The sequence below is a fragment of the Labilibaculum euxinicum genome (assembly GCF_009795715.1).
GTDB classification, from domain to species: Bacteria; Bacteroidota; Bacteroidia; order Bacteroidales; family Marinifilaceae; genus Labilibaculum; species Labilibaculum euxinus.
The window spans coordinates 321,247-345,119 of sequence record NZ_WTCR01000005.1 but is presented as its reverse complement, the minus strand read 5'-3'; the positions used below and the strand labels follow the sequence as shown (position 1 = coordinate 345,119).

Here is a 23,873-nt window from a genome sequence, read left to right as displayed (position 1 = left end):
AGCGTGGTTTAATGTCTTATTAAGGTGTACCGACTTATTCAAACAGCTTGTTGAAATCTTCAGTAGAAATCTCTTTTTCGTCCAGTTTAACGGTTCCTTTGATGTATTCAACAACTTTATCATCAGCTTTACGCTCATAAATTTTTCTTTGCTCGTCTTGATTTTGCATCATTTGCTGAGCGTAGTTGTTTAAGTACTCTTCAGGTACATCCATCATTCCGTATTGCTGAAATTGCATTAATGCTTGTTTTTTAGCAAATTCCATAACTTCTTCATGGCTAACTTTCAGATCATTCTCTTGAATTAATCTGTTTTTGATCAATTGCCATTTGAATTCGTCAGCATAATTTGCAAAATCAGTATCAACCTGCTCTGCGGTCATATCCTTGTTTGTAGAAACAATCCAACGTTTCAAGAATACTTCAGGAAGTTCAATTTTTGCTTTTTTCACCAATTTGGCTTTGGCATCGATCAGGAATTTGTAGTCACTGTCGTTAACCAATTGTTTTTCGATATCTTCTTTAATTTTATTCTTGAATTCTTCCTCTGAAGATACAGTTCCTTCGCCAAATACTTTATCGAATAATTCCTGATTCAATTCAGCATTAACAAATTTGGTGATTTCGGTAATTGTAAATTGGAAATCAGAGTCTAATGTTTCAGCTTCTTCTTTCGAAATGTTTAGCATAGAAGCGATGTCTGATTTGTTTTCAAAAGCTTTAGCAGGATTGAAAACTACTACATCATCTTTTTTAGCTCCAATGAATTTCTTTTTAGCGTCTTCGTCTTTCATGTATTCTAAAGACATGGCAACATTTTCGCTAACAATTCCTTCTTCAATTAGTTTTCCGTCAGCATCAACCTGAGCGTAGTTACCTTTCAAAAGTTCTTTTTCTTCAACAACTTCAGCAGCATTGTTTGATCCGAAACGACGGGAGTGCATATCAACACCGCTCTGAATCATTTTCTCGTCAACAATAATTTTGAAGAAGTCGATTTTATCTTTCTTGCTTAGGTTAAGTGTATATTCAGGAGTTAAAGCAATATCAAAAGAGAATTCGAATTCAGTGTCTTTTTCCCAATTGATTTCCTTTTGTTCAGTTTCATTTGGAAGAGGTTCGCCCATGATATTTAAATCATTTTCACGAATATACTTCATTAGCTCCTCGCTAAGAATTTTGTTAATTTCATCAGCTAAAACAGGAGTTCCGTACATTTTTTTAATCACACCCATAGGTACTTTACCTGCACGGAAACCATTGATATTTGCTTTTTTACGATAGTCTTTCAACACATTGTTTACTCGGGTTTCGTAATCTTCTTGAACAATCTGTAATTTGATTACAGCATTTAAATCATCAATATTGGTTTTTGTAATGTTCATTTTTTAGCTATTATAGATAAAACCTCTTTAATTGAAAAAAAACCGCCTCACGATCGATACATATCAGTATCGGAAGTACGGGCGGTTTAAGGTTATTCTTTTTATTGTGCGGATGAAGGGACTCGAACCCCCACGCCTCTCGGCACTAGATCCTAAGTCTAGCGCGGCTACCAATTACGCCACATCCGCGGGTTAATTGCGGTGCAAATATAGAGCTGTTTTTTATAATTTGCAATACCTGCCAGAAAAAAAAATGAAGTTTTTTTTGAGTAATATAGTAAGTCTGAATTTTGATCGAATACTGAATCAATTCAATTCTCTTGAAAATGAGCTATTTTGCAGCTCTTCGAAGCTCAAAGTTCTTCCCTAAATAAACTCTTCTTACATCTTCATCTGCTGCAAGTTCTTCAGCAGTTCCTGATTTAAGGATATTACCTTCGAATAGAAGATAGGCTCTTTCAGTAATGGAAAGAGTTTCCTGTACGTTGTGATCGGTAATTAGAATTCCAATGTTTTTATCTTTTAAATGTCGGACAATGTCTTGGATATCTTCAACCGCTATTGGGTCGACACCTGCAAACGGCTCATCTAAAAGAATAAACTTTGGTTTGATCGATAAAGCTCTTGCAATTTCGGTTCTTCTTCTTTCGCCACCCGATAGTTGAATACCAAGACTTTTTCTGATTTTCTGCAGACTAAACTCGTTCAGCATTTCTTCCAATCGTTCTTTCTGGTATTCTTTTGAGAAATCAGACATTTCAAGTACAGCTCTGATATTGTCCTCCACACTTAGCTTTCGAAACACAGAGGCTTCCTGAGCTAAATATCCAACACCTAATTGCGCTCTTTTATAAACAGGTTCATTTGTAATTTCGCGGTCGTCTAAAAAGATTCTTCCACCGTTTGGCTGAATCAGCCCAACAATCATGTAAAATGAAGTGGTTTTTCCAGCACCATTAGGTCCAAGTAAGCCAACAATTTCACCTTGTTTAACTTCAACAGAAACACCTTTAACTACAGTTCTGGTCTTGTATCTTTTTATTAAATTTTCAGCTCTTAAAATCATCGTTGTTCAATATATTTAAGGATCGGAATGGTGCAAATATAGAAAAGATCTGTGAGAATTAAACTTTGTATGTAAGTTCAAAGCCGGTCAGTAATTTCTTCTGATTATTAAAAAGTAAATTGGAACATCGCCCGGATACCAAAATTTTCAAAATCCTGATATGGATTGTCTTCCAAATGATTTAACCGCCACATAGCATCAATTCGTATAAACTTAAATATGTTTTCAATTCCTACACTTGCTTCAAAGTAAGGTTTGCTTACATCCGAAAGTCCATTTGGGAAAATCATTTCAGCTTCAGTATTGTTTAATGAGCCATTGTTCTTGTCACTTAAGCTGCCAATTAATCCTTTTCCCGATACAACAGTTCTCCATTTTAATTTCCTGAATAATGGGATTCTGTTTAAAATGAGTCCGTTAAAGTGATGTTCAACAAATAAACTAACGTATTGGTCACTTGTGAATTCGTAATAGTTCATCATGTTAAATGCATACGGATCAAAAGCGTAAGTCTCGTTTCCTTCGTGCAGATGAAGGAGTGGGTAAGGAACTTTTCCGAATAATTTCCCTGCAGTAACTAAATAGTATAGATTTCCCAAGGGAGGTAATTCTATGGTGTGTTCAATGCTTAAATCAATTTTTTGATAATTGTGATCGGCACCCAAAACATCTTTCATGCCCATAGTAAGGTAAAGATTAAATATTGGGAATGGTCCACCCAGATGAACTCTTTCGAATTCACCCATTATTACTCTTTCATTTTTGGTAAATCTGGTTCTTAGCTCAATTTCCGAAGATGTTATTCCAGGAACAGGTATTCCTCCGCTTGCATCAGGAGCATTAAATGGAACATATTGGGTTGGGGTAATGTCACGATAGCGAAATTTTAAAGTGTTCGAAAATCCCTGAAACCATTCTTTCTCGTAATGAGTTTCAAGTTGATTAACCATCGTGAGTTTATTGTTTGGGTTTCGTTTCAAAATAGAGGATAGAATATTCCCTTCGGTAAATGCATTTGGACTTTTTCCTAATTGCTGAATATCATGTTTGTATTGTACTCCGAAAGTTTCTCTTGGGAGCTTATTGATCATGTAAAGAAATCCCAATCCATATTTGAATTTATTGTCTTTATCACCGTAGGCTAAATGACCGTTAAACATTATCTTGGTGCTGAATTGGTTCGAAGTTCTCCCGCCAAACATGAATCTGTTTCCTTCAATTTCGTTGAAGCTGTAAAGTTTATAATACGGGCCGTATTCAAAGTTCCCTTTCACGTAATAGCCTGTAACAAATGTTTGGATAATATCAATTATATTTTTGTATAAGGGTACGTTTTGAATCGAATCAACCATAGCGTAAATGCCCGATTCTCTTTCTGATAATTTATACGGACGGGCATTGTCCCAATACTCTTTGGGTTGTTTTAAGGCGGTTTCTTCAACAATAACATTATTGTCGAGCTTAATTATTTCCTCTTTTATTGGTTCATTTAGTTTAATGTTTTTGTAGGAAATTGATTTTCTTCCAAAAAAGCCCATTTGTTTGGTCGAATCTTTTTCTGTTATCATAAAATCAACAAAAAGATTTTGCTTTTTTAAGAACCAGGTACTGTCGTTTAGTTTCTGAAATTCATTATTGCTAACCAAATCTTTAACCCAGTTAAGGTTCACATCTTTTGCGATACGCATTTGCATGTTTTGTATGGCAAAGGTGGTGTCGGCTACCCAAAAATCTCCTACAAAAGTTGGTTCCTGCTTTCTTTTAGGCTTAAATGACATGTGATAGCACCAGCTGCCTTCCCTGAATGCGCTGTCAGTTAAGTAGTATTTGTAATAGCGAAGACCGCCATCTGCAATAGGACTTACAAAACCCATATTGAAAAGATCAATAAAGTTGTCGTAAATATTCACATTTTGATGAAGCTGTCCTGTAAATTGTGCCAGACTTGCGTTGTCGTTTATGCCAGACATTTGCGACGCTTTTATAATCTCTCTTTCCACTCTTGGCTTTTTCTGAAAATGATAGTCTGAAAGAGATTCGGTAATAAAAACAGGTAAATATGGTTTTCCGGTTATTACAGAGGTGTCAATGTAATCAAAGACAAACTGGAATTGTCGCATGATTTTTTTATTCTTAAAACTATCTTTGATATTGTTCAAATCCATTTCCATTTTGGTGTAGGATTCGTATTGATATGAATCGAACCGGGAAGGATTATTGTCTTCTTTTTTTGCTATAATTTTGCGGAGAAGTACATGTGCAGGATTCTCTCCGGGAGTAACAACAATTTCTGCCAAGTCGAACGTTTCTGATTTTAATTCGATATTGATAGTTTGAAAGCTGGCTTTTTGAATTTCAAATACCTGTTCTTTATAACCTACAAAAGAGATGTACAATAAATCTGATGGTGTTCTTGTTTCAAGAAAATACTGTCCATCAAAATCCGAAGTTGTACCAATGGTAGTTCCCTTGAATGCAATATTTACAAACGGAAGCGGTTCTTTAGTTTCCGAATCAATTATTCGGCCTCTTATTTTTGTAGTTTGTGCAAAACTAGAGCAAATTAAGCCTGAAATAACAAGAATAGTAAAGAGTAAAAATCCTTTTTTTAGAATCTGATTCATAAATATACTATAGTGATAGTCCGGATAAAAAGTAACCCAGACTTTAGTCATGTGAAAATACAAATAAACTGTGTAATTGTTTAACCCAAATTTGCTTGTTGGTTTTTTTGAACCTGCTTCGAGATTTTAATACCTATTTCGTAAAGCAACATCAATGGTAAACAAACCAGTATCTGACTAAAGATATCCGGAGGAGTGATGATTGCTGAAAGAATAAGAATTAAAACCACAGAGTGTTTTCTGTATTTTTTTAAAAACTCAGGGGATACCAAACCTATTTTACTTAAAAAGAAAATAAGAACGGGCAGTTCAAATATCACACCACTTGCCAAAACAATTGAAGTAATAGATGAGATGTAGGATGTTAGGTTTATTTGATTCAGAACCTGATTACTTATACTGTAAGATCCTAGAAAATGGACTGATAGCGGGGTTATAAGGTAGTAGCCAAAAAGAACTCCAAGAGCGAATAAAAATGAAGTGTAAAAAATAGATCCTCTTGCATGCTTCTTTTCATTGTCGTATAAAGCTGGTTTTAAAAAGCTCCAGAATTCGTAAAATATGTATGGGAAACTGGCAATTATGCCGATCACTAAGGAAACACTTATGTGTGTTGCAAATTGCCCGGCCATGTTAATATTTATAACCTGAAACGGATGGATGTTAATTTTCAGAGATTCAACTCCTGTGTATTCGGATAGTTTGAAAAACATTCTGTTTGTAAAGAATTCCGGGTTTTTTGGCGCAAGAATCAATACATTAAATATGAAATCATAAAAGATAAAAGCAGCTATTGCAAAAACCATAACGGCAATAACCGATCTCATTAAGTGCCATCTTAGTTCTTCCAGATGTTCAAGAAAACTCATCTGGTTTTCTTCATTTGTTGCTTCTTTATCCGACATGCGTGTTGATTTACAAATTGCGACAAGTTATACAATTCCTTCTTTTAAGATGTCATGCAGATGAACCATTCCAACATATTTTTCATTTTCGACAACTGCAAGCTGAGTGATGTTGTTGTCTTCCATTAGTTGGAAAGCATTAATTGCAAGTGAATGCGGATCAATAGTCTTCGGTTTTGGAGACATGATATCGCGGGCAGTTAATTTGCTTACATCTTCATTTTGTTCAAGCATTCTACGAAGGTCACCGTCAGTGATTATTCCAACAAGTTTATTCTCTTTATCAACAACGGCAGTAGCTCCCATTCTTTTTGAGGAAATTTCAAGGATAATCGGACGAATATTTTCTTTTTCGGATACTTTGGGAGCCAGATTAATTTTGTAAAGATCACTAACCCGTAAATATAATTTTTTCCCAAGAGCTCCTCCCGGGTGATATTTTGCAAAATCCTGACTGGTGAATTGTCTGCATTCCAATAAGGAAACTGCTAAAGCATCTCCAATAACAAGTTGAGCAGTAGTCGAATTTGTTGGTGCTAAATTGTTCGGATCGGCTTCTTTTTCGACAACGGCTTTTAAAACATAGTCCGATTCTTTTGCAAGAAAAGAATCCAATCCGGAAACCATTGCAATTAATGTATTTCCCATATTTTTGATGAGTGGCACTAAAACTTTGATTTCCGGTGTGCTTCCACTTTTCGAAATACAAATAATAATATCATCAGGAAGGATCATTCCTAAATCCCCATGAATAGCGTCGGCCGCATGCATGAATAAGGCTGGGGTACCTGTTGAATTAAGGGTTGCCACAATTTTGTTGGCAATGTTGGCACTTTTACCAATTCCCGTAATTACAACCCGACCTTTACTTTTTAAGATCAATTCAACAGTATTAACAAAATCTTCGTCAATATACTCTTTTAGTTGACTAACGGTTTTTTCTTCTTCTGCAATTGTTTTTATTGCAATTTGCTTAATATCGTATGTAGGCTTCAAATCTTCTTGTTTTTATTTTATGTACAAAGCTAATTAAACTCAGATAAATGAAACTTTAATAATTAGTTAAAATCTGTTAATTGCAGTTTTTGTTTTGAATTGTACAAGTGTTTATCTAAATTTAAAATACAAAAGTATCGAAATTTGCAATACGGGAATGAATGGTGATGTGAAAATTACCATTTAAAAATTTTAGGTTGCTAAGTAAAATGTTAATTTAGCCAACCGCATATATTTTTGGGAAAAAAGCATATCAATAGGAAACATGGGAAAGAACTTTGAATTATCAACTAATTTAAAGAAGTATTTTGGATTCGAGAATTTTAAGGGAAATCAAGAACCGGTAATTCAAAATATCTTAAGTGGTAACGACACATTTGTGTTGATGCCCACAGGTGGGGGAAAGTCATTGTGTTATCAATTGCCTTCGCTAATGTTGGAGGGTACAGCAATTGTTATATCCCCATTAATCGCTCTGATGAAAAATCAGGTTGATGCAATGAGAAATTTTGGTGAAGATGATGGCGTAGCTCATTTTTTGAATTCCTCTCTCTCCAAATCAGCTACCTTAAAAGTAAAAGAAGATGTTCTGGAAGGCAGAACCAAGCTTTTATATGTAGCTCCGGAATCGTTAACAAAAGAAAGTAATATTGAGTTTCTTAAGCAGGTGAAAATTTCTTTTTACGCTGTTGATGAAGCGCATTGTATTTCTGAATGGGGGCACGATTTCAGGCCTGAATACAGGAAGATTCGTTCAATAGTTAATGAAATTGGTTCGGCTCCGATAATTGCACTTACTGCAACGGCAACACCTAAAGTACAACATGATATTCAAAAGAATTTGGGAATGTTGGATGCATTGGTTTTTAAATCATCATTTAACCGGCCTAATTTATATTATGAAGTTCTTCCAAAAGTAAATGCGACCAAAGAGATCATTAAGTTTATTAGGGCAAATACAGGAAAATCAGGAATTATATATTGTTTGAGCCGAAAAAAGGTTGAGGAATTGGCCGAAACACTTCAGGTTAATGGAATTAAAGCTGTTCCTTATCATGCAGGAATGGATTCGTCAACACGTTCGGGGAATCAGGATAAATTTCTGATGGAGGATGTGGATGTTGTGGTTGCAACAATTGCTTTTGGAATGGGTATTGATAAGCCGGATGTTCGGTTTGTAATTCATTACGATATACCAAAGAGTTTAGAAGGCTATTATCAGGAAACAGGAAGAGCTGGTCGGGATGGCGGAGAAGGGCGATGCCTGACTTTTTACAGCTATAAGGATATTCAAAAGCTTGAGAAGTTCATGCAGGGAAAACCTGTGGCAGAGCAGGAAATTGGCAGACAGCTTTTGTTGGAAACAGTTTCGTTTGCAGAATCGGCTATTTGTCGCCGAACAATTTTACTTCATTATTTTGGGGAGAATTATATTGATGCAAATTGTGGCAATTGTGATAATTGTTTGCATCCTAAGAAAGAATTTCAGGGAGAAGAATTTGTTATTAAAGCATTGAAACTGGTTAAGCTGGTTAAGGAGCGCTTTAAAATCGATCATTTGGTTAATATACTTACCGGGGAAATGAATTCTTCGATTAAATCATATAAGCATGATGAGTTGGAGATGTTTGGTTGCGGTAAGGATAGGGATCAGCATTTTTGGAATATGGTTTTTCGAAGAGCGTTGGTTCATTCTTTAATTGAAAAGGATATTGAGCAGTATGGGGTGATTAAATTTAAACCCGAAGGGCGTAAATTCCTGAAAAATCCGGTGCCTTTTATGCTTACCGATGATCATGATTTTGAAGGTGTTGATTTGGAAGCAACAAAAGCGGCCAGCACGGCAACTGTCGATACTGCTTTGTTGTCAATGTTGAAAGATTTAAGAAGGCAGGTTGCTAAGAAAAAAGAGGTGCCTCCATATGTGGTTTTTCAGGATCCTTCTCTGGAAGAAATGGCCATTCATTATCCAGTAAACATTGAAGAACTGTCTCATATACAAGGGGTAGGGGCTGGTAAGGCAAAACGGTTTGGAAAGGAGTTTGTTAGTTTAATAGGCAAGCATGTTGAGGAGAATGATATCGAAAGACCGCAAGATATGGTTGTTCGCTCTGTAGTTGACAAATCTAAATTTAAGGTTTATATTATTCAGAGCGTAGACCGGAAAATGGATTTGGAAGATATTGCTGAAGCCAAAGGAATGGCATTTTCTGATCTGCTTAGTGAGATGGAGGCTATTGTTTATTCAGGAACGAAACTGAGTCTGAATTATTATGTGGATGAGACGATTGATGAGGATCGTCAGGAGGAAATCTTGGAGTATTTTGACGAAGCCGAGACTGATAGTATTGAAGCAGCTCTTGAAGAGTTGGGAGAAGAAGATTTTTCGGAAGATGATATTCGCTTAATGCGGATATTGTATCATTCCGAAAATGGATTGTAAATTATTTAGGTAAAATACAGCAAAAGCTGCTCAAAGTCGAGCAGCTTTTTTATTTTATAATTACGGACCGTTTAAATTCTTTTGTTTCATCGAACAACTTTCGGTAAGTATAATGAGTTTTGTAGACTTTTGCTCCAATGTGATCCATCAAATGGCTCATTCTTGGATTGAAATCACCTATCCAATTCATTTCCAAATTTAAAAATGGAAAACTTGAATCAAAACCCGATTTGGAGAATTCGTAAATCATTGCGGCCTCGATACCACGCTTTTGAAACTCAGGAACCACTCCGAATATTAGGCCCAATGCATTTTTGTTTTTTTGCAGGTGTTTGTAGTAGATGAAGCGAAGTTTTGCATAAAGGTTCATTTTACCATTTATATGCTGCAGAAGTTCATTTAAGTCCGGAATCATTATGAAAAAGCCAATGGGTTCTTTTTTGTGATAGGCAAACCACATCAATTTTTCATGCATGATTGGTTTTAAGGTCTTGAACAGGTCTTGAGTTTGTTGTTCGGAAATACCTTCAATGCCTGGTATTTCCTTCACCCAGGCTTCGTTGTAGACGTGTACAAAATCCTTTATCAGTTTGTCTGAGTTTTTTTTGTTGAAATGGATTATCTGGTATTCGTTGTTGTTTAGAAGTCTTTTAGCTTTCCATTTTATAATTTCACTCAAGCTTTCGACTGCAAACTTAGTTCGGTAAGTATATTGTTTAAAGTAGACTTGGAATCCGTAAGAGTCGAAAAAATCCTGATAGTATTTAAAATGGTAAGGCATACAATAAACAGGTTTGTGATCTCCGTCAACATGAAGTCCCCACCATTGATGCCTTTCTCCAAAATTAATTGGTCCATCCATGGCTTCAATTTGTTTGTCTTTCAGCCAATTTTTGCAAGTGTCAAATAGAGCGAAGGCTGCGTCTTTATTGTTAATACATTCGAAAAAGCCCAGCCCTCCAGTTGGCTGATCGTTTAGATCTTTTGTTTTATGGTCTATAAAAGCTGCGATTCTGCCTATTGTTTGTTTATTTTGATCCTGAAGAATCCAGCGTATGCATTCTCCATGAGTAAACATTTTGTTTTGTTTCGGATCAAAAACCTTCTCAATGTCCGAATCCAGAGGCCGAATCCAGTTTTTCATTTTCTGATAAAGTCGTACCGGAAGTTCAATGAATTCTCTTTTTGAATTAAGATCGTTAACTTCAATAATGGTAAAATCGATTCTCATCTCAAATTTTGGACTTTATTAATTTCACTTGCTTTCGGTTTGCTATTGGAAGAGCAATTACTGAGGCTGCACCTAGTATGATAATCATAGCTGTTTGTGCACCGTGCACAACAAGAGCAAAGCTTTTCGACATGGTTTCGATGTTGGCAACTTCAGGAAGGTAAATCAGGAGAGTTCCGATCACCATAAAATGCCAGGCACCAATTCCTCCTTGAACGGGAGCAACCATTCCAAAACTACCCATTACAAAAACGGTCAGTCCGGCAATCGCGGGAAGATTTGATGTAAATCCGAAACTGAAGAAACAGATATATGTCATCAAATAATACATAATCCAAATAAAGACAGTATGGAAGACAAACGACCATTTGTTATCGAGTTTCTTAATGGCGCGAAAGCCAGCCATAAAATTGGAAAGAGTTTGATCAATCTTCTTAAAAACAACTGTGTTTTTAAATTTTTTTCTTAAAATCCAGATTAGGATTGATACAGCAACAATTACATATAGAGTATTTGCGGATGCAAATACATTTGATAGCTTGCTGCTGACTTCAGGATTATTTGAGAAGAAATGAGAGATAACCGAAAATTGTGTTGATAATGCTATTAACAGAAAAATGATTAGCATGATTATATCCAGTACTCTTTCAAGAACTACTGTGCCGATCAATTTGGAAAAAGAAATATTTTCATACTTGCTGATTAAACCACATCTTGAAATTTCGCCCATTCTTGGGAGTGCAAGATTCGCAAAGTAACCGACCATAACCGCAAGAAAAGTATTGATTGTTCTGGGTTTTTTTCCTAAGGATTCAATGAGCATATTCCATCGAATGGTTCTGCTGATGTGACTCAGCAGACCAAAAAACAGCGAAAGAAGAATCCAGTAATAATTGACTTCATTTTTTAAAGTGAAAATTAGCTCAGAAGTATTTTGACCTCGGTAAACGTACCAAAATAAGAAACAACTAATTGAAAAGAAGATTAGAAATTTTATGATATGTATGAGATTTTTCTTCAAAATTGATAATTTTAGAGTTAGGATTTTATAGAAAAAACTAACTGAAGTTAAATTTTAAGCAAGTATAAGCTGTGTTTCTATTATTAAGTCCTAAATTTGCCGGGCGATAAATCAGCTACAAAAATAAGTAAATGTTTGAAATCTCCTTTGAAAAGCTGCTGTTTTTAATTTTTGTTAGTTTGAGATGCTGAAATAAAAGGGATTAATTGGATGGATATGGGATACGTTAGGGCAAAAAAGAGTTTAGGGCAGCATTTCTTAAAAGATTTGAATATTGCCAAAAAAATAGTGGCAAGTATGAAGGCTGATAACGTTTCGAAGGTGCTTGAGGTTGGCCCGGGAATGGGAGTGTTAACACAATATTTACTTAAAGAAGAGAGATTTGAAACTCATGTTGTTGAGATAGATAGAGAGTCCGTAGCTTATTTAAATAAAAATTTTCCGGAATTATCAGGAAGAATAATTGGAGAGGATTTTCTGAAATATGATTTATCAAGACTATTTTCGGAGCCTTTTGCTGTAATTGGGAACTTTCCTTACAATATTTCCTCTCAAATATTCTTTAAAGTTTTGGATTATAGAGATCAAATCCCTGAAGTTGTAGGAATGATTCAGAAAGAAGTTGCGGAAAGAATGGCCGCTGTTCCTGGAAATAAAACATATGGTATCTTAAGTGTGCTTATGCAGGCTTTTTATAATATAGAATATTTGTTTACTGTTAGCGAAACGGTATTCGACCCACCTCCAAAAGTTAAATCTGCAGTAATTCGTATGGAAAGGAATACTACCGGCAGATTGGCTTGTGATGAAAAACTATTCTTCCGAGTCGTTAAATCCGGATTCAATCAGCGCCGGAAAACCTTGCGAAATTCTTTAAAATCGGTATTGGGCGATTACAAGCTTGATGATGAACTTATGGCTCAAAGGCCAGAGCAATTATCAGTAGATCAGTTTGTTTATTTGACCAATAAAATTGAAGAATTAATAAACACGGAATTAAGAGAATAAAATCACAACTAAAATACATTGATATGCAATTTGAATTGACTCGCGAGTACATCGATCAGTTAAAAAGAATTATCGAAGAGAAGGATGAGGCCGGGGCAATTGGTATGATGGATGGATTGCATCCTGCTGATATTGCCGAAATATATGATGAGCTAAATACAGAGGAGGCTAAATTTCTGTATTTACTTCTCGATATTGATACGGCTGCAGACGTTTTAGCTGAATTGGAAGAAGATGACCGGGATCGGTTTTTAAAAGTTCTTCCTATTGAAGTTATTGCAAAGCAGTTTATTCACAGGATGGATTCTGATGATGCTGCCGATGTGATTGGTGGTATGTCCGAAGAGCAGCAAGAGGAGATTCTCTCCCATATTGGAGATATTGAACAAGCGGGCGACATTGTAGATTTACTTCATTACGATGAAGATACTGCCGGAGGATTGATGGCGAAAGAGTTGGTGATGGTTAATGAGAATTGGACCGTTCTGACCTGTCTGAGAGAATTAAGCCGCCAAGCTGAAGATATTGATGAGATTTACTATGTGTATGTTGTTGATGATGATGGTATTTTAAAGGGTACTCTTTCCTTAAAGATTATGATTTTGAGTCCGACATCAGCAAAAATCAGTAATATTTATCAGCCGGATGTTATGTCGGTTCATACCGATGAGCCGGATGAGGAAGTGGCCCGAATCATGGAGAAGTATGACCTTGTGGCAATACCGGTTATAGATAGCATCGGACGATTAATGGGACGCATTACCATTGATGATGTTGTAGATGTGATTCGTGATGAGGCCGAGAAAGATTACCAAATGGCATCTGGTCTTACCGAAGATGTTGAGTCAAGTGACTCGGTTTGGATTCAAACAAGAGCGCGTCTTCCTTGGTTGTTAATTGGTTTAATGGGGGGACTTATAAGTGCCTTTGTAATATCAAGGCACGAAGGTGATTTGGGAAACTATACAGCTATGGCATTTTTTATTCCGTTGATTACTGCAATGGGAGGAAATGTTGGTGTTCAATCGGCGGCGATTATTGTTCAGGGGTTGGCAAGTAATTCATTGGGTTTTGAAAGTACAATCAGCCGGTTGTTAAGAGAGCTGATGGGTGCATTCCTAAATGGTATAATTTGTTCGGGCTTGGTTTTTATTGTTAATTTATTTCTGGTTGGGCATTCTTTTAGTTTAACAATAAGTGTGTCGGTTGCATTGTTCTCAGTTATTATTTTTGCATCAATATTTGGTACACTAATTCCATTAACTCTGCATAAAATGAAAATTGACCCTGCTTTGGCAACTGGTCCCTTTGTAACTACCTTGAATGATATCGTGGGTCTTTTTATTTATCTATCAATTGGAGCCTATTTTTTAAGCGTCATTTAGTTCTGCTTTTTGAGAGTAATTTTATTAGAATGGAAATTTCAAGTATAAAAAATAGTTTTTTGTATGAAAAGTTGCTTGATATTTTTTTTCAATGAAAAAGTTCAATAAAAATCTTTTTTAGACCGTGTTTTTTTTAGGTTTTTCTTAACTTTGCGTGAGGTTTTTTGAGGTTAGGTAAGTGTCTATTATTAAAGTATTTACAGTCTTGTCTGAGCCTATTTTATTTTTCGAGAGAAAATAAAGTTTACGCCATTTTATAAAATTATCCAAATAAGAGAATTATGAAGAGAGCGCTGATCAGTGTGTTTGATAAAACAAATGTTGTTGAATTTGCTAGAGAATTAACAGGTTTAGGATGGGAAATCATCTCTACAGGTGGAACTTCTGCTAAATTTAAGGCTGAGGGAATTCCTGTAATGGACATTTCAGATCTTACTAAATTTCCTGAATGTTTTGATGGACGTGTAAAAACGCTGCATCCAAATGTTGAAGGTGGAATTTTAGCAATTCGGGATAATGAAACCCACATCGCTCAAATGAATGAGTTGGGAATTGAGCCTATTGATATCGTTGTTTGTAATTTGTATCCATTCAAAGAAACAATTTTAAATCCTGAGGCTGGTCACGAGGAAATTATTGAAAATATTGATATAGGTGGTCCAACAATGTTGAGAGCTGCTGCCAAAAATTATAAGTTTGTTAGTGTAATTACTGATCCTGAAGATTATTCAAAAGTAATTGATGAATTAAAATCAGGCGAAGACACTAGTTTAGAAACAAAAGAATATTTAGCAGCTAAAGTATTTGAGCATACTGCTCATTACGATGCATTGATTTCCGGGTATTTCAATAAAAAACTAAAAATTACATCTCCAAAAACATTAACTCTCACATACGAAAAGATGCAAGATCTTCGTTACGGAGAGAACCCTCATCAGAATGCGACTTTTTATAGCCAAATTCAAGAAACGGAAGGAACTTTAACAGCGGCTAATAAAATCCATGGTAAAGAACTATCTTACAACAATATTGGAGATACAGATGGAGCTTTGGAAACCTTAAAAGAGTTTGAAGAGCCTACAATTGTTGCTGCTAAGCATGCTAATCCATGTGGAATTGGTAGTGCCAAAACAATTTCAGAAGCTTTTCAAAAAGCTTATGATGCTGATCCGGTTTCAATTTATGGTGGAATAGTGGCTTCAAATCGTGAAATTGATAAGGCAACGGCCGAAATTATGAGTGGAATTTTTCTGGAAGTAATAGTTGCTCCATCATTTAGCAAAGAAGCTTTGGAAGTATTAACAGCGAAGAAGAATTTAAGATTATTGGAATTGCCGGAGATTTTAAAATCGGATTATTCCTCATTTAAAGGGAAAACTGTTTTAGGAGGTTTCTTAATTCAGGAAATGGATAAGGAATTAATTGGTGAAAAATTAGAAGTAGTTACCGAAAGAGAACCATCAGAAAGTGAAATGGAGGATTTGATGTTTGCATGGAAAACAGTGAAACATGCAAAATCAAACGGAATTGCCATAGCAAAAAATAAAACGACATGTGGTGTTGGTCCGGGACAGGTAAGTCGTATTTGGGCCTTGGAAAATGCTATTCGTCAGGGGGAGGATCGAATTGCAGGAAGTGTTTTAGCTTCTGATGCATTTTTCCCATTCTCAGATTGTGTAGAAGCAGCTCATGCAGCAGGAATAACTGCTATTATTCAACCAGGAGGTTCGATAAGAGATAAGGATTCTATTGAGGCAGCTAACAAATTTGGAATTGCTATGATATTTACAGGAATGAGACATTTTAAGCATTAAAATAAGATAACAGAGATTTATACTACCATATGGGATTTTTTTCATTTTTAACTCAGGAGATCGCGATTGACTTAGGGACAGCAAATACGATTATTATCTGTAATGATAAGATTGTAGTTGATGAACCATCAATTGTAGCTATTGATCGTCGCACCGAAAAAATGGTTGCGATTGGCGAAAAGGCTCGCCAGATGCAGGGCAAAACCCACGGAAACCTAAGAACGATTCGTCCGCTTAGAGATGGCGTAATTGCTGACTTTAATGCTGCAGAGCAAATGATTCGTGGGATGATCAAGATGATCAACAAAAAACCTCGTCTGTTTCCACCATCATTACGCATGGTGATTTGTATTCCTTCGGGAAGTACGGAAGTTGAAATGAGAGCGGTGCGTGATTCTTCAGAGCATGCCGGAGGACGTGATGTATACATGATTTATGAGCCAATGGCGGCAGCTATAGGTATCGGTATTGATGTTGAAGCGCCTGAAGGAAATATGGTAGTAGATATAGGAGGAGGAACAACTGAAATAGCAGTGATCTCATTGGGTGGAATTGTAACTAATAAATCGATTCGTATTGCAGGTGATGATTTGACTTCTGATATACAGGAGTATATGCGTCATCAGCACAATATCAAAATTGGTGAAAGAACTGCTGAGGAAATAAAAATTCAGGTTGGATCTGCATTGTCTGAGTTGGAAGAGCCACCAAATGATTTTCGGGTGCAAGGACCAAATCAGATGACAGCACTTCCTATTGAAGTACCTGTATCTTATCAGGAAATTGCTCATTGTCTGGAGAAATCAATCTCGAAAATTGAAATCGCAATTTTAAGTGCATTGGAGCAAACACCTCCGGAATTATACGCTGATATTGTAAATAGAGGAATTTACCTTGCCGGTGGTGGAGCATTGCTTCGCGGATTAGATAAGCGATTAACAGATAAAATAAATATTCCATTTCACATTGCGGAAGATCCATTAAGGGCAGTTGCACGTGGTACTGGAATTGCACTAAAAAATGTAGATAAGTTTTCGTTTCTGATGAGATAATCAGGAACGAAACTTATTTTGGTTTAACAGGGATTTGATTTTTTGAATGAAGAATTTATTACATTTTATCGTAAGATTTCATTTTACGATCATTTTTGTTGTAATTGAAATTTTTTGCATGTTATTGTTAGTCAGCTACAATAACTATCAAAAGACAGAGTACCTGAATTCGAGTAACGCCCTTACCGGAAGTCTTTATGAGAAAGTTTCATCCATGACCGATTATTTGGCTTTGGCTGAAACAAACGAAGAATTAAATAAAGAAAATACCCGATTGAAAAATATTCTGGCTGAATCATACAAGATGTCAGTCGATTCGTCTGTTCTTTATAATGATTCTTTATATCAACAGCAATACCTTTATCGAACCGCCAAAATCATTAATAATTCTGTTAATAAACAACTGAATTATATTACTTTGAATAAAGGCAAGTTAAATGGCATTCAGCCAGAGATGGCTGTAGTTACAGATCATGGTGTTGTTGGTGTTGTAAAAAGTGTTTCAAATAATTTTTCGACCGTAATTTCTTTATTGAATAGCCGAATAAGTGTTTCGGCTAAAATTAAGAAGAACAATTATTTTGGTTCCCTTTCCTGGGATGGAAGAGATTATAAATCAGCACGTTTGTATGAGGTTCCGATACATGTGTTAATTCAGACAGGAGATACAATTGTTACTAGTGGTTATTCATCAATTTTTCCAGAGGGAATATTGCTGGGTACAGTACAGGAAATTTTGCCAAGCTCAGGAGGTAATTTTCATGAATTGAGAATCGCCTTTTCCAATGATTTTAAAAGTCTGTCATACGTGAAAGTTATTGGTGATTTGATGAAAACTGAACGCTTGGAACTTGAAAAGGAGGTGGTCGAATGAATCAGATCGTAAAAAATATAATAAGATTTGTGGTTCTTGTATTTATCCAGGTTGCCATATTAAATAATATTCAAATAAGTGGTTTTTTAAATCCTTATATGTATATCTTATTCATCTTATTACTTCCATTTGAGACTCCGAACTGGCTTTTGTTGGTTTTGTCGTTTTTTTTGGGATTAAGTGTAGATCTTTTCTCCAATACTCTTGGTATGCATGCATCCGCCAGTGTCTTTATGGCGTACTTGCGTCCATACATATTAAATTATTTGTCAGTAAGAGATGGTTATGAACAAGGGACAACGCCGAGTATTCTTCATTATGGATTTGGATGGTTCTTTAAGTATTGCTTGATATTAGTCATTGCTCATCATAGCTTTTTGTTTTTTATAGAAGTATTTTCTTTTTCCAATCTAAGTGAAACCATAACCAGAATCATTCTTAGTACATTCTTTACTTTAAGCTTACTCATTACATCTCAATTCTTACTTTTTAAAAAATAGATCAATTAATAATATAAAATGAATAATTTCTCAAACCGAAAATACATTATTGGCGGAATATTCATTCTGGTTGTTCTAATTTTCATTATCCGTTTATTTAACCTTCAAATAATTGATGACACCTATAAATTATCTGCTGAGAATAATTCTCAAAGGCAGGTAACACAATATCCGGCAAGGGGATTAATTTATGATAGGAATGGAAAATTGTTGGTGTACAATCAGGCAGCTTACGATCTGATGTTGATTCCCAGACAATTGGAAGTTTTTGACACCACAGATTTTTGCCAATTATTGGGAATAGAAAAATTAGAATTAATTGAAGGAATTGCTAAGGCAAAGCATTATTCTTATCGAAAGGCATCTATTTTTTTAAAACAGTTGTCGTCTGAAAGATATGCTGTTTTGCAGGAGAAGTTATATAAATTTCCCGGTTTCTTTGTTCAGACGAGAACATTGCGGAAATATCCATTCAAAAGTGCTGCCCACGCTTTAGGATATCTTAGAGAAGTAACCAATCAGGAGATTAAAAGTGATCCGTATTTTAGACAAGGAGACTATATTGGGAAAAGTGGTATAGAAAGAACATATGAAAAAGAGCTTCGTGGCGAAAAGGGAGTAAAGATTTATTGGGTTGATGTTTTTAATCGAATAAAAGGATCGTTTCGGAATGGGAAATTCGATGAAAAAGCAGTCTCAGGTAAAAATTTACACACGAGTTTAGATATCGATTTACAGCAATACGGTGAGTTGTTGATGCAAAATAAAAAAGGCGGAATTGTTGCGATTGAACCCCACACTGGTGAAATATTAGCAAAAGTATCCAGTCCGGGATATGATCCTGAAATGTTTGTTGGGCGTGCAATGAATAAGAATTATCAGATGATGGTTCAAAATGATTCATTGAAGCCTTTGTTTGATCGAACAATGCAAGCGCTGTATCCTCCAGGGTCAATATTTAAATTAGTAAATGCTTTGGTTGCTCTTCAGGAAAATGTAATCAGCCCTGCTACAAGATTTGAATGTCACAGTGGTTATCATGTTGGTAATTTTACGATGGGATGTCATTCTCATGCATCTCCTTTGGATTTGCGTCATGCAATTCAGCAATCCTGTAATGCTTACTTTGCAAATGTATTTCGTTATGTTTTGGAAAGTCCTAAGTTTGGTTCTGTTCAGGATGGGTATACTGCATGGAGAAAACATGTCACTTCTTTTGGTTTTGGAAGTGAACTTGGCATTGATTTGCCGAATGAAAAAACAGGTTCTATTCCCACAAACGAATATTATCAGACTAAGTATCGTAAGAATTGGAGGGCCTTAAATGCAATCTCCCTTGCAATAGGACAGGGTGAATTGCAGATAACACCAATGCAGATGGCAAATATGATAGCTGCAATTGCCAATAGAGGTTATTATTATATTCCTCATATCGTAAAGGCTGTTGGAGAGGATGGGGCTTTAGGGAAAAAGTATCTGGAAAAACATTATACCAGTGTAGACTCTTCTAATTTTACACCTGTAATTGATGGTATGGAAATGGTAGTTACAGGAGGTGAGGGAAGTACTGGAGCATTGGCAGCGATTAAAGATATTCGTGTGTGTGGTAAAACAGGAACAGTTCAGAATTCCGACGAAGCAGATCATTCTGTTTTTGTTGCATTTGCGCCAAGAGAAAATCCGAAGATTGCTATTGTTGTTTATGTTGAAAATGGAGTGTGGGGAAGTAGATATGCAGCACCGATTTCAGGTTTAATGATCGAAAAATATCTAAAAGGGGAGATTTCTGAAAACAAAAAATGGCTGGAAAAGAGGATGCTTGATGCTGATTTAATTAATCAGGCAGCAGCTCCCAGTGCAGGAGTTGTTGAATAAATAATAACGTTGGGATGACAAGAAAGGTAAGTTTAATAAAGAATCTGGATTGGTGGACAATTTTTATATATGTTCTGCTTGTTTTTCTTGGATGGATAAATATTTACGCCGCAGTATACAATGAAGAACATCAAAGTATTTTTGATATTAGTCAGAGATATGGAAAACAATTAATGTGGATAGGAGCAGCTTTCTTCCTCGCGATGGTTATTCTGATTATAGAAGGTAAATTTTTCTCCGCATTCGCTTATCCCACCTATTTGGTCATGATTTTCCTACTTGTTGCCGTACTAATATTTGGAAGGGAGGTCAACGGTGCCCGATCATGGTTTGAGATTGGAGGAATTCGTTTACAACCTGCAGAGTTTGCTAAATTTGCAACTTGTCTGGCTATTTCACGATACATAAGCCAGTTTAATTTTAAAATACACAAATTTAAGTCTTTGGTTGTAGCAGGAGTTATTTTATTCACTCCGGCTGTTTTAATAATTCTGCAGCGAGACGCTGGATCGGCTTTGGTATATGTGGTTTTCATATTGGTGTTATACAGGGAAGGACTTTCAGGTATTGTTTTATTTGTTGGTTTTTTATCAGCAGTATTATTTATAGTAACACTTCTTTTAGCCAAGTTATATGTGCTTCTGATGATTTTAGGATTTTCTTTTGTATGTCTGAAATTTATGGGGCTTCGGTTCAAACAAATAATAATTGGTCTGTCAGCATTATTTATCGGTTTTGGTTTGGTTTGGGGTGTAGTTAAAGCTTTGCAATTGGATGTTTCCACCTATATGATATTAGTAATATCAGTAAGTTTAAATATTGTACCCTTCTTATATTATATTTATAGAGAACGACTTAAGAATGTCATTTGGGTTTTGTTGATTGCTGTTGGCAGCTTGTTCCTCACATTTTCGGTGAGTTATTTGTTTGAAAATGTTTTGGAATCTCATCAGCAAGAACGTATAAACGATTTGTTAGGAATTGAGTCGGATCCTTCCGGTGCGGGATATAATGTGGCTCAATCAAAAATTGCAATTGGATCCGGAGGATTTTCAGGAAAAGGATTTTTGAATGGAACACAAACGAAATTTAAATTTGTTCCCGAACAAAGTACCGATTTTATTTTCTGTACGGTAGGCGAAGAATGGGGATTTATTGGTTCTACTGCAGTTTTATCCCTTCTATTACTGCTAATAATTCGTTTGTTGTTTTTGGCCGAAAGGCAACGATCTCCTTTTAGTCGGATATATGGATATGGAGTAGCTTGTATATTGTTTTTTCATATGGCAATAAATGTTGGTATGACAATTGGCCTTGCTCCGGTTATAGGAATTCCTTTGCCATTTTTTAGTTATGGAGGATCTTCCTTGTGGGCGTTTACAATTTTGTTATTCGTATTTCTTCGTTTAGATGCCAATCGTATGGAGTTGCTACGATAATTTGATGTTCATTGCTGACATAGCTAATAAGATCACTCATGAAGCAGTCAAATTCAGTTTCAATATCTTCATATTGATCGAGGAGTGTTTTTATTGCATAATCGGTCTGATCGGGCAAACTGGTTCTGCGTGACATGATTTGTAATGCAGTTTGTAAACCGTCAATTGTTGAATAGCTTTCTAATCTTCTGCTTTGAATTAAGAAAGGAAGAAATAGTTTTACTTTCTGAGGAAGAATCAAATAGTTCTTCACTAATATTTCATGTGATTTGTTGACAAAGCTTGAAATGGGCTGAGTATGATATTTATTCCATTTTTTTGCTAAAAAATGGTCATATATCATATCGACAATAACTCCTGAGTATCTTTTATATCCATTTTTAAGTCTGTTTGAGCTTTGTAAAACAATTGGATGATGATCAGTGAAGTGATCAATATTTCGATGCAGGAGAATTCCTTTTTGAATTTCGGGATGATAATCCTTGTATTTATTACCCTTAATGTAATCACCAATAAAGTTTCCAATCTTCACTTTTTCCGAATTACCTGAAAGGTATTGGTGTGCTAAAAAATTCATGTTTCATCAGTCTTGTTTCCCCAAAATAAGCAATAAATAATAATTTCAATTAATTTTTGTATTTTCTTTTTTTAAGGGAAAGTGTTTGGGTATTGACAATATGGAAGTTAAAAAGTTTTATAACAACGGAAAAACTAAATAAGTTATGACAGTTTTGTGACAAAGTCAATTTTTTTGCTCGTGTTAAGCAACAGGCTCAAAATCTACAACTTAAAGTCGTTAAAATTAGAAAAAATCCTTTAAAGTTTTAATTTTAAGTGTTCATACCTAATATTAATTTTAACTTAAGAAACAAAAGTTATGGCTAAAAAGAATGTCATTATTATTGGTGCTGCAGGTCGTGATTTTCACAATTTCAACACTTACTTTAGAGACAACTCGGAGTACAATGTAGTTGCATTTACTGCAGCTCAAATTCCTGATATTGATGGAAGAAAATATCCTGCCGAATTGTCCGGAGAATTGTATCCGGAGGGAATTCCAATTTATGCAGAAGAGGATTTGGTTAAATTAATTAAAGAACATTGTGTAGATGATTGTGTTTTTTCTTATTCGGATGTTCCGTATAAAAAAGTAATGAACGTTAGTGCGATTGTTAATGCGGCAGGATCTAACTTTAAGTTATTAGGACCTGGTGATACAATGATAAAAAGTCATAAGCCTGTTATAGCTGTGGTTGCAACAAGAACCGGTTGTGGTAAATCACAAACATCTAGAAAGGTTATTGAAGAATTAATGAATAAAGGATTAAAGGTGATTGCAATACGTCACCCAATGCCTTATGGGGATTTGGTTGCTCAAAAAGTACAACGTTTTGCAACAGTTGATGACTTGAAAAAACACAATTGTACTGTTGAGGAAATGGAAGAATATGAACCACATGTTACTCGTGGAAATATAATTTACGCTGGGGTTGATTATGAGGCGATTGTTCGTGCGGCAGAGGAAGATCCGGATGGATGTGATGTTATTTTGTGGGATGGAGGTAATAATGATTTCTCTTTTTACAAACCGGATTTAACAATTACAGTTGCGGACCCTCATCGTCCGGGAGCCGAAATGAATTACTATCCGGGAGAAGTTAATCTCCGGTTGGCTGATGTTGTTGTTATTAATAAAATGGATTCAGCCGCGCCGGAAGGAATTCAAACAGTCCGCGAAAATATTGCATTGGCAAATCCAAACGCCATCGTAATTGATGGAGCTTCACCAATCACAGTTGATCATCCTGAGTTGATTCGTGGCAAACGTGTTTTAATAGTAGAAGACGGACCTACTTTAACTCATGGTGAAATGAAGATTGGCGCAGGCACAATTGCGGCACGCAAATTTGGCGCTGCCGAAGAGATAGATGCCCGACCTTTTCTTGCAGGTAAGTTGAAAGAAACCTACGAAATTTATCCAAACATTGGTAATATTTTACCTGCCATGGGGTATTCCGATCAACAGCTTAAGGATTTGGAAACTACAATTAATAGCAGCGATTGCGATTCTGTTATTATTGGTACTCCAATAGACTTAAATCGTATTATCAATATTAAAAAACCTACAACGCGGGTTTATTATGATTTGGAAGAGATTGGGTATCCAAAATTATCTCATGTAATAAATCAGTTTACTGAAAAGCATCATTTGAATAAGGAAATGGCTTGAATAGTGAAGCAATTTTATTTTTTATT

At 35.6% G+C, this 23,873-nt stretch carries 18 protein-coding genes and 1 tRNA gene; 10 read left to right on the top strand and 9 right to left on the bottom strand.

The genetic code is table 11. From position 1 onward, the window contains the following. Positions 1-34: 34 nt before the first annotated feature. The 6 genes from tig to GQR60_RS08935 form a co-directional block, all read right to left on the bottom strand. Positions 35-1,384, bottom strand: coding sequence for a trigger factor (gene tig, locus GQR60_RS08960; protein WP_124992588.1), 1,350 nt, complete (start codon positions 1,382-1,384; stop codon positions 35-37). Positions 1,385-1,491: 107 nt separating this feature from the next. Then, a tRNA-Leu gene (locus GQR60_RS08955) sits at positions 1,492-1,573 on the bottom strand. Between the two features lie 142 nt (positions 1,574-1,715). Next, positions 1,716-2,450: an LPS export ABC transporter ATP-binding protein gene (lptB, locus tag GQR60_RS08950; RefSeq protein ID WP_124992587.1), complete on the bottom strand. Its 735-nt coding sequence runs from the start codon at positions 2,448-2,450 to the stop codon at positions 1,716-1,718. Positions 2,451-2,557: 107 nt separating this feature from the next. After that, positions 2,558-5,074, bottom strand: coding sequence for a DUF5686 and carboxypeptidase-like regulatory domain-containing protein (locus GQR60_RS08945; protein WP_160463447.1), 2,517 nt, complete (start codon positions 5,072-5,074; stop codon positions 2,558-2,560). Positions 5,075-5,154: 80 nt separating this feature from the next. Beyond that, positions 5,155-5,979 carry a twin-arginine translocase subunit TatC gene (tatC, locus tag GQR60_RS08940; RefSeq protein ID WP_124992585.1) on the bottom strand — a complete coding sequence of 275 codons (825 nt, stop codon included), beginning with the start codon at positions 5,977-5,979 and terminating at the stop codon, positions 5,155-5,157. Positions 5,980-6,006: 27 nt separating this feature from the next. Continuing rightward, entirely contained in the window at positions 6,007-6,975 is a 969-nt protein-coding gene (locus GQR60_RS08935; protein ID WP_124992584.1) for a KpsF/GutQ family sugar-phosphate isomerase, read from the bottom strand. A 265-nt stretch (positions 6,976-7,240) separates the two neighbouring features. Between GQR60_RS08935 and recQ the strand changes: the two genes are divergently transcribed. Beyond that, positions 7,241-9,418 carry a DNA helicase RecQ gene (gene recQ, locus GQR60_RS08930; RefSeq protein ID WP_124992583.1) on the top strand — a complete coding sequence of 726 codons (2,178 nt, stop codon included), beginning with the start codon at positions 7,241-7,243 and terminating at the stop codon, positions 9,416-9,418. A 49-nt stretch (positions 9,419-9,467) separates the two neighbouring features. On the opposite strand, the gene GQR60_RS08925 is transcribed toward recQ, so the two are convergent. After that, positions 9,468-10,649 carry a hypothetical protein gene (locus tag GQR60_RS08925; RefSeq protein WP_124992582.1) on the bottom strand — a complete coding sequence of 394 codons (1,182 nt, stop codon included), beginning with the start codon at positions 10,647-10,649 and terminating at the stop codon, positions 9,468-9,470. Position 10,650: 1 nt separating this feature from the next. Continuing rightward, the gene (locus tag GQR60_RS08920; RefSeq protein ID WP_191991605.1) at positions 10,651-11,670 is read right to left on the bottom strand and encodes a lysylphosphatidylglycerol synthase transmembrane domain-containing protein; all 1,020 of its coding nucleotides are present in this window, start codon (positions 11,668-11,670) and stop codon (positions 10,651-10,653) included. A gap of 216 nt (positions 11,671-11,886) precedes the next feature. On the opposite strand from GQR60_RS08920, the gene rsmA reads away from it, so the two are divergent. The 8 genes from rsmA (at position 11,887) to rodA (ending at position 21,617) form a co-directional block, all read left to right on the top strand. Further along, positions 11,887-12,678 carry a 16S rRNA (adenine(1518)-N(6)/adenine(1519)-N(6))-dimethyltransferase RsmA gene (gene rsmA / locus GQR60_RS08915; RefSeq protein WP_124992580.1) on the top strand — a complete coding sequence of 264 codons (792 nt, stop codon included), beginning with the start codon at positions 11,887-11,889 and terminating at the stop codon, positions 12,676-12,678. Positions 12,679-12,701: 23 nt separating this feature from the next. After that, positions 12,702-14,063, top strand: a complete 1,362-nt coding sequence (gene mgtE, locus GQR60_RS08910; RefSeq protein WP_124992579.1) for a magnesium transporter — start codon at positions 12,702-12,704, stop codon at positions 14,061-14,063. Between the two features lie 281 nt (positions 14,064-14,344). Further along, positions 14,345-15,877 (top strand): bifunctional phosphoribosylaminoimidazolecarboxamide formyltransferase/IMP cyclohydrolase, encoded by a 1,533-nt coding sequence (purH, locus tag GQR60_RS08905; RefSeq protein ID WP_156195653.1) that lies wholly within the window; start codon positions 14,345-14,347, stop codon positions 15,875-15,877. 29 nt (positions 15,878-15,906) lie between these two features. Continuing rightward, complete coding sequence (locus GQR60_RS08900) at positions 15,907-16,929, top strand: rod shape-determining protein (RefSeq protein WP_124992577.1); 1,023 nt, start codon at positions 15,907-15,909, stop codon at positions 16,927-16,929. A gap of 46 nt (positions 16,930-16,975) precedes the next feature. After that, on the top strand, positions 16,976-17,803 hold the full coding sequence (gene mreC / locus GQR60_RS08895) for a rod shape-determining protein MreC (protein WP_124992576.1): 828 nt from the start codon (positions 16,976-16,978) through the stop codon (positions 17,801-17,803). Then, positions 17,800-18,303 carry a rod shape-determining protein MreD gene (mreD, locus tag GQR60_RS08890; RefSeq protein WP_124992575.1) on the top strand — a complete coding sequence of 168 codons (504 nt, stop codon included), beginning with the start codon at positions 17,800-17,802 and terminating at the stop codon, positions 18,301-18,303. Before mreC ends, mreD begins: the two co-directional genes overlap by 4 nt. Positions 18,304-18,321: 18 nt before the next feature. Beyond that, positions 18,322-20,178, top strand: a complete 1,857-nt coding sequence (mrdA, locus tag GQR60_RS08885) for a penicillin-binding protein 2 (protein ID WP_124992574.1) — start codon at positions 18,322-18,324, stop codon at positions 20,176-20,178. Positions 20,179-20,192: 14 nt separating this feature from the next. Beyond that, positions 20,193-21,617, top strand: a complete 1,425-nt coding sequence (gene rodA, locus GQR60_RS08880) for a rod shape-determining protein RodA (RefSeq protein ID WP_124992573.1) — start codon at positions 20,193-20,195, stop codon at positions 21,615-21,617. On the opposite strand, the gene GQR60_RS08875 is transcribed toward rodA, so the two are convergent. Continuing rightward, positions 21,556-22,194 carry an acyl carrier protein phosphodiesterase gene (locus GQR60_RS08875; protein ID WP_124992572.1) on the bottom strand — a complete coding sequence of 213 codons (639 nt, stop codon included), beginning with the start codon at positions 22,192-22,194 and terminating at the stop codon, positions 21,556-21,558. The genes rodA and GQR60_RS08875 overlap by 62 nt on opposite strands. Before the next feature lie 300 nt (positions 22,195-22,494). On the opposite strand from GQR60_RS08875, the gene GQR60_RS08870 reads away from it, so the two are divergent. Next, complete coding sequence (locus GQR60_RS08870) at positions 22,495-23,847, top strand: cyclic 2,3-diphosphoglycerate synthase (protein ID WP_124992571.1); 1,353 nt, start codon at positions 22,495-22,497, stop codon at positions 23,845-23,847. Positions 23,848-23,873: the final 26 nt, after the last annotated feature.

Coding starts and splice junctions, on each gene's coding strand:
- GQR60_RS08875 (WP_124992572.1), bottom strand. CDS start 22,194: ATGAATTTTTTAGCACACCAATACCTTTCAGGTAATTCGGAAAAAGTG.
- mreC (WP_124992576.1), top strand. CDS start 16,976: ATGAAGAATTTATTACATTTTATCGTAAGATTTCATTTTACGATCATT.
- tig (WP_124992588.1), bottom strand. CDS start 1,384: ATGAACATTACAAAAACCAATATTGATGATTTAAATGCTGTAATCAAA.
- GQR60_RS08900 (WP_124992577.1), top strand. CDS start 15,907: ATGGGATTTTTTTCATTTTTAACTCAGGAGATCGCGATTGACTTAGGG.
- recQ (WP_124992583.1), top strand. CDS start 7,241: ATGGGAAAGAACTTTGAATTATCAACTAATTTAAAGAAGTATTTTGGA.
- GQR60_RS08945 (WP_160463447.1), bottom strand. CDS start 5,074: ATGAATCAGATTCTAAAAAAAGGATTTTTACTCTTTACTATTCTTGTT.
- mreD (WP_124992575.1), top strand. CDS start 17,800: ATGAATCAGATCGTAAAAAATATAATAAGATTTGTGGTTCTTGTATTT.
- mrdA (WP_124992574.1), top strand. CDS start 18,322: ATGAATAATTTCTCAAACCGAAAATACATTATTGGCGGAATATTCATT.
- GQR60_RS08870 (WP_124992571.1), top strand. CDS start 22,495: ATGGCTAAAAAGAATGTCATTATTATTGGTGCTGCAGGTCGTGATTTT.
- GQR60_RS08925 (WP_124992582.1), bottom strand. CDS start 10,649: ATGAGAATCGATTTTACCATTATTGAAGTTAACGATCTTAATTCAAAA.
- tatC (WP_124992585.1), bottom strand. CDS start 5,979: ATGTCGGATAAAGAAGCAACAAATGAAGAAAACCAGATGAGTTTTCTT.
- rsmA (WP_124992580.1), top strand. CDS start 11,887: ATGGGATACGTTAGGGCAAAAAAGAGTTTAGGGCAGCATTTCTTAAAA.
- mgtE (WP_124992579.1), top strand. CDS start 12,702: ATGCAATTTGAATTGACTCGCGAGTACATCGATCAGTTAAAAAGAATT.
- rodA (WP_124992573.1), top strand. CDS start 20,193: ATGACAAGAAAGGTAAGTTTAATAAAGAATCTGGATTGGTGGACAATT.
- lptB (WP_124992587.1), bottom strand. CDS start 2,450: ATGATTTTAAGAGCTGAAAATTTAATAAAAAGATACAAGACCAGAACT.
- purH (WP_156195653.1), top strand. CDS start 14,345: ATGAAGAGAGCGCTGATCAGTGTGTTTGATAAAACAAATGTTGTTGAA.